At 66.5% G+C, this 19129-nt stretch carries 18 protein-coding genes; 14 read left to right on the top strand and 4 right to left on the bottom strand.

The window, feature by feature from the left end; all coding sequences use genetic code 11:
• Positions 1-50 precede the first annotated feature (50 nt).
• Positions 51-917, bottom strand: a complete 867-nt coding sequence (locus ACZK5G_RS12145) for a pirin family protein (protein ID WP_478463490.1) — start codon at positions 915-917, stop codon at positions 51-53.
• A gap of 151 nt (positions 918-1068) precedes the next feature.
• On the opposite strand from ACZK5G_RS12145, the gene ACZK5G_RS12140 reads away from it, so the two are divergent.
• The 11 genes from ACZK5G_RS12140 to ACZK5G_RS12090 all read left to right on the top strand — a co-directional run bounded on the left by ACZK5G_RS12140 (position 1069) and on the right by ACZK5G_RS12090 (position 13259).
• Positions 1069-1995, top strand: coding sequence for a LysR family transcriptional regulator (locus tag ACZK5G_RS12140; RefSeq protein WP_180851221.1), 927 nt, complete (start codon positions 1069-1071; stop codon positions 1993-1995).
• A gap of 140 nt (positions 1996-2135) precedes the next feature.
• Entirely contained in the window at positions 2136-2639 is a 504-nt protein-coding gene (locus ACZK5G_RS12135) for an RNA polymerase sigma factor (RefSeq protein ID WP_049462496.1), read from the top strand.
• An 82-nt stretch (positions 2640-2721) separates the two neighbouring features.
• Positions 2722-3678, top strand: a complete 957-nt coding sequence (locus tag ACZK5G_RS12130; RefSeq protein WP_478463488.1) for a FecR family protein — start codon at positions 2722-2724, stop codon at positions 3676-3678.
• 182 nt (positions 3679-3860) lie between these two features.
• The gene (locus ACZK5G_RS12125) at positions 3861-6983 is read left to right on the top strand and encodes a TonB-dependent receptor (protein ID WP_478463487.1); all 3123 of its coding nucleotides are present in this window, start codon (positions 3861-3863) and stop codon (positions 6981-6983) included.
• Between the two features lie 53 nt (positions 6984-7036).
• Entirely contained in the window at positions 7037-7801 is a 765-nt protein-coding gene (locus ACZK5G_RS12120; protein ID WP_032129432.1) for a Slam-dependent surface lipoprotein, read from the top strand.
• A 90-nt stretch (positions 7802-7891) separates the two neighbouring features.
• Positions 7892-9346 (top strand): surface lipoprotein assembly modifier, encoded by a 1455-nt coding sequence (locus tag ACZK5G_RS12115; RefSeq protein ID WP_478463485.1) that lies wholly within the window; start codon positions 7892-7894, stop codon positions 9344-9346.
• Between the two features lie 136 nt (positions 9347-9482).
• On the top strand, positions 9483-9887 hold the full coding sequence (locus ACZK5G_RS12110; protein WP_019337750.1) for a response regulator: 405 nt from the start codon (positions 9483-9485) through the stop codon (positions 9885-9887).
• A gap of 9 nt (positions 9888-9896) precedes the next feature.
• The gene (locus ACZK5G_RS12105) at positions 9897-11492 is read left to right on the top strand and encodes a sensor histidine kinase (protein WP_478463484.1); all 1596 of its coding nucleotides are present in this window, start codon (positions 9897-9899) and stop codon (positions 11490-11492) included.
• A 70-nt stretch (positions 11493-11562) separates the two neighbouring features.
• Positions 11563-11904 carry a type II toxin-antitoxin system prevent-host-death family antitoxin gene (locus ACZK5G_RS12100; RefSeq protein ID WP_005413623.1) on the top strand — a complete coding sequence of 114 codons (342 nt, stop codon included), beginning with the start codon at positions 11563-11565 and terminating at the stop codon, positions 11902-11904.
• 3 nt (positions 11905-11907) lie between these two features.
• Positions 11908-12534, top strand: a complete 627-nt coding sequence (locus ACZK5G_RS12095; protein ID WP_132810239.1) for an ATPase — start codon at positions 11908-11910, stop codon at positions 12532-12534.
• A gap of 107 nt (positions 12535-12641) precedes the next feature.
• Positions 12642-13259 (top strand): hypothetical protein, encoded by a 618-nt coding sequence (locus ACZK5G_RS12090; protein ID WP_478463482.1) that lies wholly within the window; start codon positions 12642-12644, stop codon positions 13257-13259.
• Positions 13260-13343: 84 nt separating this feature from the next.
• Here the strand turns inward: ACZK5G_RS12090 and proP are convergent, their stop codons facing one another.
• The 3 genes from proP to ACZK5G_RS12075 all read right to left on the bottom strand — a co-directional run bounded on the left by proP (position 13344) and on the right by ACZK5G_RS12075 (position 15536).
• A complete protein-coding gene (gene proP / locus ACZK5G_RS12085) occupies positions 13344-14831 on the bottom strand; it encodes a glycine betaine/L-proline transporter ProP (protein ID WP_049399749.1) in 1488 nt (495 codons plus the stop codon).
• Positions 14832-15094: 263 nt separating this feature from the next.
• Positions 15095-15223, bottom strand: a complete 129-nt coding sequence (locus tag ACZK5G_RS12080; protein ID WP_256200907.1) for a hypothetical protein — start codon at positions 15221-15223, stop codon at positions 15095-15097.
• 85 nt (positions 15224-15308) lie between these two features.
• Positions 15309-15536, bottom strand: a complete 228-nt coding sequence (locus ACZK5G_RS12075; protein WP_032129439.1) for a hypothetical protein — start codon at positions 15534-15536, stop codon at positions 15309-15311.
• A 162-nt stretch (positions 15537-15698) separates the two neighbouring features.
• On the opposite strand from ACZK5G_RS12075, the gene ACZK5G_RS12070 reads away from it, so the two are divergent.
• The 3 genes from ACZK5G_RS12070 (at position 15699) to ACZK5G_RS12060 (ending at position 18892) form a co-directional block, all read left to right on the top strand.
• Positions 15699-16115: a baeRF12 domain-containing protein gene (locus tag ACZK5G_RS12070; RefSeq protein ID WP_019337746.1), complete on the top strand. Its 417-nt coding sequence runs from the start codon at positions 15699-15701 to the stop codon at positions 16113-16115.
• A 5-nt stretch (positions 16116-16120) separates the two neighbouring features.
• Complete coding sequence (locus ACZK5G_RS12065; RefSeq protein WP_478463479.1) at positions 16121-16444, top strand: thioredoxin family protein; 324 nt, start codon at positions 16121-16123, stop codon at positions 16442-16444.
• Between the two features lie 102 nt (positions 16445-16546).
• On the top strand, positions 16547-18892 hold the full coding sequence (locus ACZK5G_RS12060) for a GH92 family glycosyl hydrolase (protein WP_317216730.1): 2346 nt from the start codon (positions 16547-16549) through the stop codon (positions 18890-18892).
• The last annotated feature ends 237 nt before the right edge of the window (positions 18893-19129 follow it).

The following is a 19129-nucleotide window of genomic DNA, read 5'->3' as shown; positions in this document are numbered from 1 at the left end:
GGGCGATGGCCCATTGGCGCGGCGGGTCATCGCCCGCCGCGCGGAAGCGCTCAGTGCGCGATCTGGCCGAAACGGCCGCTGTTGAAGTCGTTGACCGCCTGTGCGATCTCGGCCTGGCTGTTCATCACGAACGGGCCATAGCCCACCACCGGCTCGTCGATCGGCTCACCGCTGAGCAGCAGCACAGTGGCGTCGCTGTCGGCGTCGACGAACACGTCCTCGCCGCTGCGGTCGAAGGTGACCAGCTGTGCTTCGCCGACCGGCTGGCCGCCGTTGATCCGGACCGTGCCCTTCAGCACCACCAGCGCCAGCGTGCGGCCATCGGCCACCGGCAGTTCGGCGTGGTGGCCCTGCTGCAGGCGGATGTCCCAGACATCCATCGGCGTGTGGGTACGTGCCGGACCGGCGTGGCCGTCGAAGCGGCCCGCGATGACACGCACGCGGCCGGCGCCCTCAGGCAGATCCACCGAGGGAATCTCTGCGTCAAGCAGGGTCTGGTAGCCCGGTGCGCCCATCTTGTCCCGCGCCGGCAGGTTGACCCACAGCTGCACCATGTCCAGCGTGCCGCCGCGCTTGCTGAATTCCGGTGTGTGGAATTCCTCGTGGAGGATGCCGGAGGCAGCCGTCATCCACTGCACGTCACCCGGGCCGATGGTGCCGCCGGCCCCGGTCGAATCGCGGTGGGCGACCTCGCCCTCATAGACGATGGTGACCGTCTCGAAACCGCGATGCGGATGCTGGCCGACGCCGCGCGGCGTTTCGCTGGGCGCGAAGCTGTAGGGGCCGGCGTAGTCCAGCAGCAGGAACGGGCTCAGGTGCTGGCCGTGGGTGTTGTAGGAAAACATCGAGCGGGCGGGGAATCCGTCGCCCACCCAGTGCGGGCGGGGGGCGCTGTAGGTACCGGTGACACGCTTCATGGCGATCTCCTGGCCGGGGCTGCCGGCCGCTGTTCTTCGTTGCAGGAGACGATATCGCCGCGACAATTGGGCCGGTAGACGCCAACATTTGCCGTCATAGTCCTATCTGGTGAACAATGGCGGCAGGCCGTGGGCCGCAGGAGATCGCCCCGTGTTCATCGCAGATATCCGCCGTTGTGACCTCAACGACCTGTTCTATTTCGCCATGGTGGTCGAGCACGGCGGCTTCTCGCAGGCCGGGCGGGCGCTGGCCATGCCGAAGTCGAAACTGAGCCGGCGCATCGCGCTGCTGGAGGAACGGTTGGGCGTGCGCCTGATCCAGCGCTCGACCCGGCGTTTCTCGGTCACCGAGGTCGGCCAGGACTACTACCGCCATTGCAAGGCAATGCTGGTCGAGGCCGAGGCGGCCGAAGAAGCCATAGCGATGTCACGCGCCGAGCCGCGCGGCACCATCCGCCTGGCGTGCCCGATCGCGATCCTGCACGCGCGCATCGGCCCGATGCTGGCCGACTTCCTGGCCCTGCACCCCCAGGTGACGGTGCAGTTGGACGCCACCAACCGCCGCGTGGACGTGGTGGGCGAGGGTGTGGACGTGGCGATCCGGGTACGGCCGCCGCCATTGGAAGACAGCGACCTGGTGGTGCGCGTGCTGGCACGCCGGGTCTGGTGCACCAGTGCCAGCCCGGCGCTGCTGCAACGGTTGGGCACGCCGCAGGTGCCGGCCGACCTGGCGATGATGCCGACCGTCGACCTGGCCTCGCCCAGCCAGCAGCATGTGTGGGAATACACCGGGCCGGACGACGTGCAGGCCAGCGTGCACCATCGCCCGCGGCTGGTCAGCGATGACATGATCGCGTTGCGCGCAGCCGCGGTGGCCGGGGTCGGGCTGTTGATGCTGCCGCGGATGATGATCACCGATGAGCTGGAGAGCGGGGCGCTGCTGCCGGTGCTCCCCGAGTGGGTGCCGAAGCACGGCATCGTGCATGCGGTGTTCCCTTCGCGGCGTGGGCTGCTGCCGGCGGTACGCGCGTTGATCGATTACCTCGCCGAGCGTTTCGAGGCGTTGGACGAACCGTAGGCTCCGCATCCACGCCATGTGTGGATGATCCTGGTGCCGCGCGACTGGCCTTCGCTTGCCGCCTGCGGCCGCGCAGCCCACAATCCATGTCCGGACCGTCGCCATCACGCCCATCATTCCCCGGTCCGGCCTTGGCACCTATGTCTCCCAATGCCCTGGCGCTGGTCGAGCTGCTGATCCGCGAGCGCCGTGCGTTGTCTCGCTTCATCGCGCGCTATCTCGACCCGGCCAGTACCGAGGACACCCTGCAGAACCTGTACCTGAAGGCCAGCAGCGTGCCCGGTGATCCACCGATCCTGGAGCCGCGCGGCTATCTGTACCGGATGGCCTATCACCATGCGCTCAACCGCAGCCAGGCCGACGCCCGCGAGCGGCGCGCGATGGCCGAGTACGCCGCCGACATGGCCGAGGCGGGCCACGACGGCGAGGCGCAGGCACTGGACCAGGCACAGCTGCGCGAGATCACCCAGACCATCCTCGCGCTGCCAGCGCAGGTGCGCGAGTGCTTCGTGCTCAACCGCTACCTGGGCCTGAGCGAGCGCGAGATCGCCACACGGCTGGGTATTTCCAAGAGCCTGGTCGGCAAGCATGTGCTGCGCGCGGCACTGTTGATCCAGCAGCACCAGCAGGGAATGCATCGATGAGCGGCGATTGCCGTGGGCAGATCGCGCCCGCCGTTGTCACAACAGGAAAGCGCACCCGTTCGTGGTGCGGCAGGCCACAACCATGACCACGTCCGAACCCTCGCCGCGTCAGGCCAGGCAGGCGTTGCGCTGGGTGATCCGGTGCAGTGCAGGCCCGCTGCCGGAACGCCAGCAACGAACCCTGCAGCGCTGGCTGCAGGCCGATCCACGCCATGCGCTGGCCTGGCGCCAGCAGCAGGCCTTCTGGCAGGGGTTGGATGCCGCCGGGCCCGACGTGCTGGCGGCGCTGCCGGAACTGACTGCCGACCGCCAGGGATTGCGACCGATCGCACCGCGTCGCCGCCTGTCTTGGCTGCTGGCCAGTGCAGCCGCAGTGGTGCTGATGGTTGCCGCTGCGCCGCACGCGCTGCTGCTGGCACGTAGTGACCTGCGCAGCAGCGATGCACCGCGCGTGGTGCAGTTGGAGGACGGCAGCACTGCCGTACTCGATGCGGGCACCGCATTGGCGGTCGAGTTCGATGGCCAGCAGCGGCACCTGCGCCTGCTGCGCGGCCAGGCCTGGTTCCAGGTGGCGCACGAAGCTCGCCCGTTCCAGGTCGAGGCCGCGGGCGGCCGGGTCCGTGATATCGGCACCGCCTTCAGTGTGTCGATGCAGGACGCCACGGTCACCACCCAGGTCAGCGAGGGTGTGGTCGACGTGCGTCCGGGCGATGGCAGAGTACAGCGCCTGCATGCGGGGCAGTCACGCGTGTTCCGTGACGGTCGCTGGCTGCAGCCGGTGCAGCTGGAAGATCCCGAGACCATGGCGCCGTGGCGGCGTGGTGAGGTCGCGATCGACAATCTGCCGGCCGCGCAGGCCATCGCCGATCTGGCCCGCTATCGGCGTGCACCGGTCTGGGTACTGGGTGGGCAGGGTGCAGGCGTACGGGTCAGTGGCCTGTTCCACCTGCAGCAGCCGGAGACGGCCATCGATGCGGTGGCCGCGCAGGCAGGACTGCGCGTGCAGCGCTTGCCCGGCGGCGCGCTGGTGGTGTGGTGAGGCCCGCGCAGCACCTGGATGAACGGGCCGCATGAAAAAAACATGAAAAAACCGTGGGCACCTGCAGTGTCCCGCTGTCTATAGAGGTATAGCCAGAGCGAAACACCGTTTTTCCTCAAGCCAGACACACCACCGGCACCGGATGTGCCCGTGGTCCAGCCACGCTTGAGGAGTTCCTGCCCATGCCGTCCACGGCATCCGCCTGTCATCGTCGCGCCACCGTTCTGGCCCTGGCCGTTTCCACCGCATTGCTGCCGCTGGCCTGGGTGCCGACCGTGCAGGCGCAACCGGCGGTCGTCGCGCCGCTGCGCCCGTACACCATTCCGGAACAACCCTTGGCCGACGCCGTGCGCGCCTTTGGCCGCCAGGCCGATGTGCAGGTGGTGTTCCGCAGCGACCTGGTGGAAGGCCGCCGCTCCAGTGCAGTGAAAGGTGAGTACAGCCAGATGCAGGCCCTGCAGCAGCTGCTGCGCGGCAGCGGCGTGCGCGCACAGCGTGGCATGGACGGTACCTGGAGCCTGCGGGCCGCAGCGGAGGCGGGTGAAGGGGAAGGGGTGCGGGTGACCGAAACACTGGACGTGGCCGGTCGCCTTCAGTCGGAAGGGGGTGAGGCGCGCGATCGGCGCGGCTACGATGATGTGTTCGCGCTGGACCTGACCACGGCGTATTCGGGGCGCGACCGGGTGGAGCGCTATCGCGGTTCCAATCCGGCCGACGTGGTCAAGGATCTGGTCGGCGTGTTCAGCGGCGATGCGCGCAACAGCGGCGCGCTGGACGTCAACATCCGTGGCATCCAGGGGCCCGGGCGGGTGCCGGTCAGCATCGACGGTGGCGAACAGGCGCTCACGGTCTGGCGCGGCTACAACGGCGTCAGCAACCGCAACTACATCGATCCCAACCTGATTGGTGGCATCCAGGTCATCAAGGGGCCAGGGCTGGTGCGCGATGTGCACAGCGGGATCGGCGGTGCGCTGGTGATCAAGACCATCGACGTTGACGACATTGTTGCTGCCGGCGAGCGCTTCGGCGGGGAGCTGAAGATCGAAGGCAGCAGCAATGCGGTGGCACCGCGCCTGCCGCGCCTGCACACCGGCGAGGATTACCGCACCGTGCCGGGGTTCCCGCAGGGCTCGCCGAACTCACCCTATGACGACCGCACCCTGGTGGTGCCGGTGAAGTCGCGCAGCGGCAACAACCCCTTCGATGGCGAAGACCAGGCCTGGCGGTTGGCACTGGGCGTACGCGGCGACAACGTCGACCTGATGGCCGCCTACGCCTGGCGCAAGCGCGGCAACTACTTCTCCGGCAGCAAGGGAAGCGCGTACTACGACCAGGACCGGCGCGAGCAGTACGAGTACCAGGGCATCGACTACATCACCACGCTGGCGCGCTATTTCAAGCCCGGCGATGAGGTGCCCAACACCTCCAGCGAACAGGAGTCCTGGCTGGTCAAGGGAACCTGGCAGATCAACGACGACCAGCAGCTGAAGGCCACCTGGCGGCGCACCTTGTCCCACTATGGCGAAATCATGCCGTCGCGCATTCTGTCCGCGCCCGACTACGGGCGCATCCAGTGGCCGCTCAGCCGGGTTGCGTCCGATGCCTGGAACCTGGAATACCGCTTCCAGCCGGCCGGCAGCCGCTGGCTGGATCTCTACGCCAACCTGTGGCGCACGGAGACGGACAGCGATACCTACAGTGCTGGCGGCTTCCCGAACTTCGCAGTGGGTAATCCGGCATGGAACCCGGACGCCAGCCCGATCCTGCGCAACACCGCGCTGGCCAACGCGCGCAACGACCGCACCGGCCTGATCCTGAGCAACCGCTTCGCCCTGCATTCGACCCTGGACCTGACCGTGGGCGGCAACTGGCAGTACGAGAAGCTTGGGTCGAGCGATCCGTACTTCGGTACCACCGATGGCTGGCGCATGTTCCCGCGTGCCGGGCGCCGACAGGAGGGCGAGGGCTACCTGACCCTGGAGTGGCGGCCGGTCGACTTCCTTACCCTCAATGCAGGCGTGCGCTACAGCCGCTACTGGGCCTTCGACGATTTCCTCGAGGCGCACCCCGAGCTGCTGACCAAGGGCGTAGGTGGCAAGGAAGCGCAGTACACCGTGAACGAGTTGCCGCCCCGTCCCGCCAATCTGCAGGCCCGCATCGACGCGTTGGAAGCACGCCGCGCCGTATGGGAAAAGCGTGGCATGGGCTGGTTCATCGATGACAGCATCCGTGCGTTGCTGGCGCCGTACGAGACGCCGCGTCCGGTCAGGTACACGCGGCCCTGGCTGCCCGATGCCGATGGCAACTACACCCGCGCCGGCAATCCCTGCCTCAATGGCGAAGTGGCGGCCATTCCCGGCGTGCAGCCGGTGTTCGCCGGCAGCGACCAGGTCTGCAACATCGGCAACAGCGTACAGTCGCAGCCGGTCGATGCACGCAACAGCCGCCGCCGCGACCATGCCTGGCTGCCGACCTTCTCGGCCACTGCACACCTGTCCCCGGCCGCCCGTGCCTACGTGCGTTACAGCGAAGCGGTGCGCTTCCCGAGCATGTTCGAAAGCACGATCGCCTTCTCCGGCAGCCTCAATCCGCTGCATGCGCTCAAGCCCGAGCACGCCTACAACTACGAAGTGGGCTACGTGCACAACCTGTCCGCCCTGTTCGGCAACACCGCCGATGCCGACGTCAAGCTGGCGTACTACGTGCACAAGACCCGTGACGTGATCGAGCGCGATGGCAACTTCCTGTTCGACAACATCGACAAGCAGACCATCCGTGGCATCGAACTGCAGGCCCGCTTCGACAACCGGCGCTTCTTCACCGATCTGGGCATCACCCGCACGTTGGAAAACGAGGTGTGTGACGAGAGCACGGCGGTGCTCCTGGATGCGAACCGCGGCCTGGTCCCGAACTGCGTGCAGGATGGTTTCGTCGGTGGCTACCTGCTGACCCAGGCCATTCCCAAGCTGTCGATCAACTGGTCGCTGGGCACGCGCCTGTTCGATGAGCGCCTGGAGCTTGGCAGCCGCATCGTGCACTACCAGCGCCACGAGAACCCTGATCTGCAGGCCTACCGTGACCGCCTGCTGAGCGGTGGCAGCGGCCTGCTCTGGCAGAACGTGCCGTTCACCTGGGGAAACATCACCACCGTCGATGCCTATGCGCGCTGGCGCTTCAACGAGCATGCCAGCGTCGAACTGGTCGGCAGCAACCTCGGCAACCGCTACTACGTCGATCCAGCCACGCGGTCCACGCTGCCGGCCCCGGGTCGCACCCTGAAGCTCGGCGTCACCGCACGCTTCTGATCTCCCACCTTCAAGCGTTGTACCCGTAGTTCCCTCAACCAAGGAGCAATACCATGAAAATGATCTCCCGTTCGGTTCTCGCCGTTGCCGCCTCGCTGGCTCTGGTCGGTGCCGCGCATGCTGCCGATATCGTTGGTGCCGCCAGTGCCAAGACCGATGCCGAGCTGTATGTGGCGGTTGGCGAATCGCAGGTCAATGGCGGCCCGCACCGCGCTGGCAAGGCCGGTATCGGTGTCGGCACCGTGTCCCAGGCCAAGCCGGTGGACTTCCAGGGCCTGAGCGCCTACTCGGCACCGACCACCGTCAATGGCGTGACGGTACGTACCCTGGCCATGCCGATCACCGGCGCACCGGGCAGCCACGCCGGCATGGGCCACTTCAACTTCGTCAAGGTCGGCAGTGGCGATGTCTGGTTCGGTGAGTGGTCCAAGGATGGCGCCGCCGGTGGCTTCAACAACCGCCAGGTCTACTTCGTTGGTGACCGCGCCGGCACCACGTTGCCCGCTGGCGTGGCGTCCTACACCGTTGCTGGCCTGAACAAGTTCAACGGCAGCAACCTGCTGAGCGGCACCTTCGACGCCGACTTCGGCGCCGGCACCCTGGATGGTGCGCTCTCGGGCAACGGCCTAAACCTGGCCATCGTTGCCAACATCAACAGTGCCGACGCATCGTTCGCGGGTTCGGCCACCGCCAACGGCAGCGTTGCCGGCACCACCCAGGGGCAGTTCTTCGGCGCCAACGCGGCCGCCCTGGCCGGTATCGCCACCTTCAGCGGCAACAGCCAGTACGACACCGCCTTCGGCGGCAGCAAGAACTGATTGCCACGCCCCTGACGGGGCAGGGCAGGGACAAGCCGCGATCCGCCAGTCCCTGCTTCGGCCCGCTGCATGCACCACCACGGATCGACCATGCGCCATCCCATCTTCCTTGTCGTACTGCTGCTGGCGGCCGCCGACGTGCGCGCCCAGCAGGACGATCTTCGCCGCGTGCTCGAACAGGGCACCGACCTGCGCCACCATCAGCAGGACCAGCAGCGCCTGCAGCAGGCCGAGTCGGAGCGACCGACCATCACCATCGACGGCCAGACCCTGCGCGTGGAGCGCACGGTCGATGATCTGGGCCAGGCGCTGTACCTGTCGCTGCAGCATCAGCAATGGGGCGCCGCGCAACGCTTCCTGGATGAATACATCGAACTGCCTGGCCACGACCCGTTGCTGCGCCACTATGCGCAGGGCGGCCTGGCGCGGGTGGCCGGCAATCACCATCGCGCGGCCAACGAGTACGAGGCGCTGCTGGAGGCACAGCCGGATTTCCTGCCGGCCCGCCTTGAACTTGCGCGCGTCTACGCCGAAGACCAGCGCGATCGCGATGCGGTGGCGTTGTTCACGGCGATCGCGGATGGCATCAGTGCCGATGACCCCGCCACCGCAGGTGTACGCGGACGGGTGGACGCCTATCTGGCTGCGCTGCAGGCGCGCCAGCGCTGGAAAGGCGCGCTGTCCGCCGGCCCGGCATGGAGCGACAACATCAACCGCAGTTCGGCCAGCCGCACCTGCCTGTTCGGGGTAGGCGACACCTGCATCATCCAGCGCAATCTTCCCGATGCCCAGCGCGCCATGGGCCTGGACTACGACGGTAACCTCGAACGTCGCTGGGCCTTGAAGGGCCACCATGGCGTGTACGTGCGTGGCCTCGCATTCGGCCAGGCATGGCGTGGGCACAGCGCCTACAACGAGCTCAATGCCAACGTGCAGGCGGGTTACAGCTGGCGTAGCGCACGGCATACCCTGCAGATCGCCCCCAGCTATGACTATCAGGGCCTCGGCAACCGGGCCCTGCAGGGCGGCAGCGGGCTGCATGGCGAATGGCAATATGCGCTGGACGCGCGCAGCCTGCTCAAGCTGGAGGCCGACTGGAAGCGCCAGCGCTATCGCCAGCGTGGCCTGGCCAGCAATTACGACGGTGAGCTGGCCGCGGTGTATGCCACATGGTTCCGTGCGCTCAACCCGCGCTGGACCCTCTTTGCCGGGCTGGACCTGAGTGACAGCAGCGCCGCCAACCCAGCCAACGGCTACCGCCAGCGCGGCGTGCGGCTGGGTGCAGCGCGGCAATGGAGTGGCACCACCGCCACCGTATTCGTCTCGTTGCGCGAGCGCGACTACGACGCGTGGAGTCCGCTGCTGGAGGCGCGGCGTGAGGACAGCGAACAGAACCTGATCGCCATCGTGCGTAGCGAGCGCCTTGCCGTGGCCGGGCTGGTACCCAGCCTGAGCCTGCGCTACGCGCGCATCGACAGCAACGTTGGCTGGCTGTACAGCCACGACCGCAGCCTGCTCAGCCTGAAGTGGGAGCGGGCCTTCTGAACACGCCGCTGCAATGCCGCGGTGAACGCGCCGTGGCCGCGATCTTCATCCATCATCACGCGCTCTTGTAGCCCGGTTCGCGCATCCTGCGGGCGTTGCGGCAGAGCTGGGCCGCGTGTATCGAGGAGCGCCGGTCGTGCTGGAAGCGGGCAACAAACCAGAGGGCCTGAAAGGGCTGCGTGTACTGGTGGCGGAGGATGAATTCGCCATCGCAATGTTCCTGGTCGACTATCTGGAGCTGAAAGGCGCACAGGTAGTGGGGCCGGCCGGTGACCTGCAGGCGCTGGGGCAGCTGGTCGATACCCATCCCATCGATGTGGCGCTGCTGGACATCAACCTGGGCGGTGAGCAGGTCTATCCGCTGGCTGATCGGCTGGCCGAGGCGGGTACGCCCTTTCTGCTGACCTCCGGTTACGACGACAACCTGCCCAGCCGCTTCGCCAGCGCGCCGCGCTGTACCAAGCCTTATCACATCGAAACCCTGGTCCAGCAGCTGGCCGGGCTGGTGGCGGCGCCGCAGGTCTCTGCGGGCATCGCCTGATTGCGCGGCATGTCGCGCCGTCCTGAAGGCATCCACGCCGCCAAGCTGCGTGGCTCGATGCCACCTGCGCCGCGCCTGCATGCGCGCCACGATGGCATGGCCGCGCGCATCGCTCGTCACGACTGGTCGTCCACGCCATTGGGTGCCTGTGAGCAGTGGCCGCCCCACCTGCGCGCCACTGTCGACCTGATGCTGGCCCATGGCTTCCCGATGATCGTGCTGTGGGGCGAGCAGCTGGTGCAGCTCTACAACGATGGTTATGCGGAGATCCTGGCCGACAAGCATCCCGGCGGGCTCGGCCAGCCGACCCGCGAGTGCTGGCCCGAGGTGTGGCACATCAACGGGCCGCTCTATACCCGGGTTTGGCAGGGCGAGACGCTCACCTTCGAAGACAAGCTGTACCCGCTGGTCCGGCGCGGCCGGCTGGAAGACATCTGGTTCACGATCACCTACAGCCCGATCCGCGGCGAGGAAGGGCGGATCAACGGCGTGCTGGTGACGATGTTGGAGACCACCGCCGCGCATCTTGCGCTGGCCGCGCGCGAGCGCGAGGAACTACGGCGGCGCGAGAGCGAGCGGCGCCTGGAGCTGGCCTTCAGGATGCTGCCGGTCGGCCTGTGCATTGTTGATCTGCAGGGCCGCATGCTGCTGTCCAACGATCAGATGCGCGCCTATCTGCCCACCGGCAAGGTGCCTTCCAGAGACGCCGACAACCAGCATCGCTGGCACGGCTGCCATCCCGATGGCACCCCCATTGCACCGGACGACTTCGCCATCGCCCGCGCAATGCGCGGCGAGACCGTGGTGCCGGGGCTGGAGTTCCAGTACCTGCATGATGATGGCCGCGCGCGCTGGACCCGGGTCGCTGCCGCGCCCCTGCGCGATGGCGACGGTGAGGTCAGCGGGGTATTTGCCATCGCGGTGGACATCGACGACCTCAAGCGTGCCACTGAGCGTCAATCGGTATTGCTGGCCGAACTGCAGCACCGGGTGCGCAACATCATGTCGACCATCCATGCCATTGCCTGGCGGACCCGCGAGTCGGTCAGCAGTGTGGATGAATACGCTGAACGGTTGTGCGGGCGACTGATGTCGCTGGCGCGCACGCAGAGCCTGCTGACCCGTGGTGCCAATGCCGGCGTCTGCCTGCGTGGCATGCTCGAAGAGGAGATCGCTGCGCAGACGCCGGCAGCGGCCGCCTACCGCCTGCAGGGCGAGGACGTGCTGCTGCCGCCGAAAGCAGCCGAAGTACTGTCCCTGGCGATCCACGAATTAGCGACCAACGCGCTGAGGCATGGCGCGCTCACCCATGAGGATGGCCGGATCGAGGTCACCTGGGATCTGCAGGTTCATGCCGGCCAGCCATGGCTGGGCCTGCACTGGTGCGAGCGTCATGCCGAGGTGGAGGACTGGGAGCTGCCACGCCAGCGCGGCCTGGGCCGGGCGCTGATCGAGCAGCGCGTGCCGTACGAGCTGGCTGGCAGCGGGGAGCTGCGCTTTGGCCCACAAGGCCTGGATGCCTGGATCCGCTTCCCGCTGCGGGAGCGCGACAGCCTGCTGCAGACCGATGCGCCGGGCGCGGCGGCGGAGGGTTCCGTCAGGTAATGGTCCATTTATCCCCAATTGGGCCAAATTGGGCATAATGGCCTCAACTATCCCCGTCTGGAGCCGTGCCATGACCCTGCCGCTGGATCTGCCTGGCCTCGAAAAGGCCCCGGCCTCGTCGGTGAAGACCCGTGGCTGGCCGAGCCTGATGCGCACCGTGCGCGAGAAGCAGGCGCTGGTCATCACCAACCATAATCATCCCGAAGCGGTGATCGTGGATATCCGCACGTATCAGGAGCTGCTGGCCAAGGCCGCCGGCGGTGACGCCGGTGAGCGCAGTGAAGAACTGCTGCGCCTGCGCGGTGAGTTCGACCAGACCCTGGCCAGCCTGCAGCGCGGTGAGGGGCTGGGCAAGGTGCTGGGCCAGCCGATCCGCCGTGGCCGCAAGGTCACCCTCGGCCGTCCGCTCTGAACGATGGGGCGGATCCTGGTGCTGGCCGGCGTCAATGGCGCCGGCAAAAGCTCGCTGCTGGGTACCTGGCTGGAAGCCGAAGGACTGAGCTGGTTCAACCCCGATTCGTTCACCCGCCGCCTGGTCGAGGCTGGCTGGCCGCTGCCCGAAGCCAATGCCGAGGCCTGGCAGGAAGGCACCCGCCGCCTGCGCCAGGCCATGGCTGATGGCACGGACTTCGCCTTCGAAACAACACTGGGTGGCAACACCATTCCGCGCCTGCTGCGCGAGGCCTGCGAGCACCATCACGTCGCGATCTGGTTCTGTGGCCTGGCCACGGTCGAGCTGCACATCGCCCGCGTGGCGGCGCGGGTAGAGGCCGGTGGCCACGATATTCCGGTGGAAAAGATCCACGCCCGCTTCGATTCGGCGCGCGAGAACCTGTTGGACCTGCTGCCGCACCTGGCTGAGCTGCATGTCTACGACAACAGCGCGCCGGCCGACGCAGAAGGCTGCGCCGCGCCCCTCCCGGTGCTGGCGATGGAGCGCGGCCAGCTGCAGTACCCGGTCTCGGTGGCCGAACTGCTGCACACGCCGGACTGGGCCAAACCGATCGTGATGCGTGCGATGGAGTTGGACACCCCGCAGTAGATCCACACCATGTGTGGATGTCTTTCACATCGCGCGAAGGCGCGTCGTGCACGACTGGGCGCCACCGGAGCTGCGGCTAGACTGACCGCACACTCATGGAGGACGACATGCACGGACCTGCGACGTTCCGCTCCACTTCGATCTGTCTGGTGCTTGCTGCGCTGGCGCTGTCCAGCCTGACGGCGACGGCCGCGCCTGCCGCGTCCAAGCGGGTGGCGCCGCCGCCCAGTCTGGTACAGGCCTACCGCGCCGCCGAAGCCAACCTGCGGCTGATTCCCGGCGACGACATTGAATCCGATTTCCGTCCGGTGTGGACCGCTGTTGCCGACCTCGATGGCGATGGCCGTGCCGAGGTCGTGTACTTCTATACGTCCACCTACACCGGCGGCAGCTTCGCGCAACGCAATGTGGTGGCGGTGATGACGGCGCTGACGGCAAACGATCCGCGCGGCCAGGAGAACCCGAACAGCCTGTCGCCGGTGGAAGCAGAGGACTATGCCGCCATCCGCCAGTATGGCTATGGTGACGACGCGGTTGAACAGATTCCAGGCGCCATCCGCGCGATCCGCATCCAGGGTGATCGCATCATTGTCGATTTCACCGTCAGTGCCGGGGCGACGGTCTGCGAATGGAAGAGCCCGAACCGCCACGTCTGTCCGCCGGACGGAAACTACACATGGACGCTGCGTTGGACGCCGGGGAAGCTGACCCGCATCAAGAAATAGCGCCAGGTAGCGCCGGGCGTATCCGCCCGGCGCCACAGGCCCCATGTAGATCCAGGCCATGCGTGTGGCATTTCGTGGCGAGCCTCAGGCCGGCTTCACCTGCTCGGGCTCAGCAACGTCCGGCAGCGGCGGCAGGCTCGGGTCCACCGTGACCGGCACATCGCTCTTCAACAGCGCCGCAGCTTCCCTGTCGCTGCCGACGGCCGGCGGTGAACCACGCAGCGGCAGGCCGGCGGTTTCCTTCACGAACAGCATCGTGATCAGGCCGACCACCGCCGCGCCCATCAGGTAGTAGGCCGGCACCAGCGGGTCGCCGGTACGTTCCACCAGCCACGCGGTCACCAGCGGCGTGGTGCCACCGAACAACGATACCGAGACGTTGAAGGCGATCGACAGCGCGCTGTAGCGCACCGGGGTATAGAACAGCGCCGGCAGCGTGGACGGCATCGAACTGGTGAAGCACACCAGCGCCAGGCCCAGCAGCATCAGGCCAAGGAAGATCATCCAGTCGTTGCCGCTGCCGACCAGCAGCAGGCATGGAATCGCCAGTACCAGCAGCGCGATGCAGGCACCGATGATCATCGGGCGGCGGCCCAGCCTGTCACTGAACAACCCGCCGACAATGTTCAGCGGCATCATCACCAGCATCACGATGATGATCAGCAGCAGGCCCTTGCTCTCGGCGTAGCCCATGGTGACGCTGAGGTAGCTGGGCATGTAGGTCAACAGCATGTAGTCGGTGACGTTGAACACCAGCACCAGGCCCATGCACACCAGCAGCTGGCGGCCGTGCACCTGGAACAGCGCGCCAAGCCCGGGCCGATCATGTTCGCGCTTCTCGGCTTCCTCGGCGAAGGCGCGGAATGCCGGGGTCTCTTCCAGCTTCATGCGCATGTACAGGCCGAGAAGGCCCAGCGGGCCGGCCACCAGGAATGGAATGCGCCAGCCCCAGTCCAGCATCTGTTCGCTGCTCAACAGCATGTGCAGCGCGGTCACGGTACCGGCGCCGGCTATATAGCCGCCCAGCGTACCGAACTCCAGCCAGCTGCCCATCAGGCCGCGGTTGCGGTCGGTGGAATACTCGGCGATGAAGGTGGCCGCACCGCCATACTCGCCGCCGGTGGAAAAGCCCTGCACCACACGCGCCAGCAGCAACAGCACCGGTGCCCAGATGCCGATCCGCTCGTAGGAAGGAATCAGGCCGATCGCAAAGGTACCCAGCGCCATCAGGATCATGGTGAACGCCAGCACCTTCTGGCGCCCATAGCGGTCGCCGAGCGGGCCGAACACCAGGCCGCCGAGTGGGCGCACCAGGAATGCCACGGTGAAGGTGGCGAACGCCGCGATCACCTGTGCGGTGGGATTGCTCGACGGGAAGAACACCTGGCCGATGGTGACGGCCAGATAGCCGTAGACACCGAAGTCGAACCACTCCATCGCGTTGCCAAGTGCAGCGGCACCGACGGCGCGCTTGAGCATGGGCTTGTCGACGACGGTGATCTCATCGACCTTCAGGTGGCGGCGGCGTTTGAACCAGCCGAAGTGGGCATGGGAATCGGGCGTGTCCTGCATGGGGGCTCCCTTGTAGCTATGGAATAGGGGAATGGGTGCTGTGGTGTGTCCCGGAAATCGGAAACGGCGATGCAGGCGCAAGTGGCGCAGGGGCATCGGAAGGCGGCGTGGGGGCCGGGGAATGTGTGCAGGCGCAACGCCACGCGCACGGCAAAGCACCGCCGCAAGGGCGGAAACGCGGCAACGGGATCACAACGGCCGCGCAGTTGGCAGCCGCGTGTCACATCAGCGTGTGGGGAAGGCAGGCCGTGGGCCTGCGGGCGTCATCCGCCGGGATCCAGCGCGAGGCGATGGAAATGCAGGGCGGGAGCAATCGTGGCAAGCGAAGCGCCGGTCGGCAGTGCTTCCCACGTAACAGGTGCGCCCGTCACGTAGTGGGTCGTGTCGATCATGTGTTCATCATAACGGCACCGGCGTGAGCGTGCAGCGAAGCGGGCTGATCTGCACGCTGTGTTCCACGTCGCCTGTTCAGAAGGCTCAGGCCGACTTCGCCAGCAAACCGAACACCGTGCAGGCCATCGCCAAGGCGCCCGGCAGTGCCAGTTTCCGCGTGACCAGTGCGGCGCCGATCATGGTAAGCACCGAGAGCATGATGGCCAGGGCGAAAAACGGTTGGCCCTGCAGGAACTGGTGGATGCATCCGGCGCAGCCGGCAATGGCCAGGCTGGTGGCGAAGCAGATGTGGAACAGTGAGCCAGCGTGCACAGAGGTTCCTCGCGATGATGGAGGCCATAGCGGCAGGCCTCCGGGTAAATTTAGGGCGGATTTCAGATTGCGATGACGGAATCACATCCTGTACGCGCTCTGGTGACATCGGCGTGCATAAGGTGGAGCGCACACCCACTTTTCAAGTTGATGGAGGATGCAATGGCGCGGACGATTCCCGAAGGAACGCTGATCGTGGTAGCCGACGGTGGTTCGGCACGGGTGTTCACCAACGTGGGCAGCAACCATCAGTTGACCCTGAAGCAGGAGGGCGAGCTGCGCCTGCAGGACATCAGTGAGCAGGGCGTGTCCGGGCAGGGGCCTGCGGGTGCAGTGCCGAAGGACATGTCGGTCTCGCAGCTCAACGAGGCTACGTTCGCCAAGCAGGTGGCCGAACAGCTCAACGAGGATGCCTTGAAGAACCGCTATGCGCACCTGGTGTTGATCGCCGACCCGACCACGCTGGGTCGCATTCGACCGCTGCTGCATAAAGAGGTCCAGGCGCGATTGCTCGGGGATATTGCCAAGGACCTGACCAACGCGCCGCTGGAAGATATCCAGAAGGCACTGGCGGCGTAGCGCTCATGCCGTTCATGCGTGATCACCTTCCGAACGAGCCCACCTCTGCGGGGGTGGCGGCGCAGGCTGGGTGGCAGGTGCTGGAGTTCGGTGCGCCCTGGTGCGGTCATTGCCAGGCCGCGCAGCCCGCGTTGCAGGCCTTCGTCGAAGCGAACGATCTGGCGCATTGGAAGATCGAGGATGGCAAGGGAAGGCCATTGGGGCGAGCGTTCAAGGTGAAGCTGTGGCCGACAGTGGTGCTGCTGCGCGATGGAGAAGAGGTCGCGCGGGTGGTGAGGCCGCTGGACAGTGCGGACCTCATGTCGTTGCAGAGCGCGCTTCCCGGTTGATGATTGAACCCGGCGCGGGACACCGGGCAGTCGCACTGCAGCATGCGGCGTGACAGGCCCAGTGCTAGCATCCGGCTACCACCTGAATCGATCCAAACGCCGATGCCCACGCTGGACCGTCGTCTCCTGATCGCTGTCGCCGCCACGGCAATGCTCGCTTCCGGCCTGGCGTCGGCCGCTCCCGCCAAAACCGCCGCCGACAAGGCCTACGCCTCGGTCGACCCGTTCATTGGTACTGGAGGTGAAGGCCACACCTACCCGGGTGCCACAGTGCCGTTCGGCATGGTCCAGCTCAGCCCGGACACACGCATCCAACCACGCGAAAAGGCCTATGGCTGGGCAGCCGGCTATCGCTACGACGACAGCAGCATCGTCGGCTTCTCGCACACGCATTTTTCCGGCACCGGTCATTCGGACCTCGGCGACATCCTGCTGATGCCGTTCACCGGCAATCCCGGCCTGGAGCGCGGTGATCCGGAAAAGCCACGCAGCGGCTACGCCTCGCGTTTCCGCCACGACGACGAGAAGGCCGAGCCGGGCTACTACGCAGTCACCCTGGATGACTACAAGGTGCGCGCGGAGCTGACCACCAGTGCGCGCGTGGGCGTGCACCGCTATGCCTTCCCCAAGGGCACCGATGCCAAGGTGCTGCTGGACATGCGCACCAGCATGTACGACTACCCGGGCAAGGTGCTGTGGTCGCGGGTGCGGGTGCGCGCAGATGGCACGGTGACCGGCTTCCGCGAAACCCGTGGTTGGGCGCCGGGCCGCCAGCTGTATTTCGCGATGCGTTTCTCGCGGCCGCTTTCCGGGCATGAGCTGCACAACACCGAGCAGGACATTGTCTACAAGGGCTTCCCGCCGCCGGGCGAGAAGGATCCGGCGCAGCGCGCACAGATCGAGGGGCGCCAGCTGGTCGGCACCTTCGCCTTCGGCAAGCTGGATGCACCGCTGGTGGTCAAGGTGGCGATCTCGCCTGTCAGCGAAGCCGGTGCCATCGCAAACCTCGACGCGGAAGTGGCCGGCTTCGATTTCGACCGCGTTCGCGCTCAGGCAAAGCAGGAATGGACGCAGGCGCTGTCGGTGCTCGATATCGATGCGCCGGAACATGCGCGACGCAGCGCCTATACCGCGCTGTACCACACGATGCTGGGGCCGACGTTGTTCATGGATGCCGATGGCCAGTACCGCGGTTCGGACAACGCGGTGCACCAGGCCAAGGGCTACACCAACTACTCCACGTTCTCGCTGTGGGATACCTACCGCGCGCTGCATCCGCTGCTGACGCTGGTGCAGCCGGAGAAGCGCAACAGCGACTTCGTCAATTCGATGCTGGCCCACCATGAGCACAGCCCGTACGGCATGCTGCCGGTGTGGTCATTCCATGGCCTGGAAGACTGGTGCATGATCGGCTACCACGCCGTGCCGGTGATCGCCGACGCCTACGTGAAGGGCATCCGCGGCTTCGACGCCGACAAGGCACTGAAGGCGATGGTCGAGACCGCCAACTACGGGCCCTACGACGGCATCGCGCAGTACCGCGAGCTGGGCTATGTGCCGATCGACGAGGAAGGCGAAGCGGCCAGCAAGACACTGGAGTACGCCTTCGACGACTGGACCATCGCGCGCATGGCACAGGCGATGGGCAAGACCGATGTTGCGGCCACCTTCGACAAGCGCGCCGGCAACTGGCGCAACGCCTTCGACAAAGACACCGGCTTCATGCGCGCACGCAAGCGCGATGGCAGCTTCCGCACGCCATTCGACCCCAGCGCCAGTGGATACGGCACCGACTACACCGAGGGCAATGCCTGGCAGTACTCCTGGTACGTGCCGCAGGATGTGGCCGGTCTGGCGGCAGCGCACGGTGGCAGTGACAAGCTGCTCGCGCGCCTGGACGAGGTGTTCAACGCCAAGGTCGATCCGTCCATCTTCGAGCACATGGAAGACATCACCGGGCTGATCGGCTGGTATGCGCACGGCAACGAGCCCAGCCACCACGTCGCCTACCTGTATTCGTATGCAGGCCAGCCGTGGCGCACGCAGGCGCGCCTGAAGCAGATCATGGACACCCAGTACGCCGACCGCCCCGATGGCCTGGCCGGCAATGATGACGTCGGCCAGATGTCGGCGTGGTACGTGTTCACCGCCTTGGGCTTCTACCCGGTGGCCCCGGGCTCGGGCGAGTACATCCTGGGTCGCCCGTTCCTGCCGAAGACCGCAATGCGCCTGCCGAACGGCAAGACGTTCACCATCGTGGCCGATGGGCTGGATGACAAGCACACCTATGTGGGCAATGTGAGCCTCAACGGCAAGCCATTGCAGCGCACCTTCCTGCGCCACGACGAGATCCTGGCAGGTGGCGAACTGCGCTTCAGCATGCAGGCCGAGCCGAACAGGGACTGGCCGGGGCAGGGCGCGCAGGCGCCGTATTCGATGAGCCGATGATGATGGGTAGGTGCCAACCAAGGTTGGCATCTACCGGGGTCCGCCGGCTGGGGTGCTTTTGGTAGGTGCCAACCTCGGTTGGCCCACGGGACGTCAACAGCGCCAACCAAGGTGGGCGTCTACCGGGATCCGCCGGAGGGGTGCCTTTGGTAGGTGCAAACTTGGTTGGCATGCGGAGCATCAACAGCGCCAACCAAGGTTGGCATCTACCGGGATCCGCCGGAGGGGTGCCTTTGG

The organism is Stenotrophomonas sp. 62841_Sma (assembly GCF_056482945.1).
The sequence above is the reverse complement of the archived record's forward strand: the minus strand, read 5'-3'. Positions and strand labels throughout refer to the sequence as shown.